Annotated in this window: 1 protein-coding gene and 1 pseudogene; both read right to left on the reverse strand. The window is 69.9% G+C overall.

Annotated features, from left to right (window positions below):
• On the reverse strand, positions 1–189 hold a 189-nt coding region (locus AOK22_RS33895), incomplete at its 3' end, for an ABATE domain-containing protein (protein WP_208606481.1).
• A 95-nt stretch (positions 190–284) separates the two neighbouring features.
• Positions 285–521, reverse strand: a pseudogene (locus tag AOK22_RS43260) (hypothetical protein); the annotation flags it as partial.

Genomic DNA, 521 nt, shown 5'->3' on the forward strand with positions numbered 1-521 from the left:
GGTCGTCGCCGCCCGGACGTCGGCTTCGTCGCCGGGCGTGATCGTGTCCACGAGTCCGGACTCCAGGTACCAGGCATTCAGCCGTTCTGGCGTCACGAACATCTCGAACCGGGTGGAGCGCCGAGCACGGAGCGTGGCCGCGAAGTCGAGGGCCGGATGTCCGCATACGAAAACATGGTCGAGATTCACCCGGCCATCGTGACAAGGGACGGTCCACCAGCGCAAGAATCGTCACCGCTCCGAGCGGTGTCGCCCGGAGCGGCGCGGTAATCGAGAGTTCCGGATCAGGACCGGCCGCGGGTCCCGGCCGTCTCGCCGGGGACTCCGGCCACCTCCCCTCGCCCGACGTCTTCCTGTTCCAGCCCGCTCGCGCGGCCTTGTCCCAGCTCGATCGCGCGGCCCTGCCATCGCCTGCGCAGCCACCGGTCGTGGCTCGCGAGGACGATCGCGCCGGGACCGCTGCCCAGCGCCTCCTCCAGTTCGTCGCACAGACGAGGGGAGAGGTGGTTGGTGGGCTCGTC

Origin of the sequence: Streptomyces silaceus, from assembly GCF_001419745.1 — a bacterium.
Lineage (GTDB): Bacteria > Actinomycetota > Actinomycetes > Streptomycetales > Streptomycetaceae > Streptomyces > Streptomyces silaceus.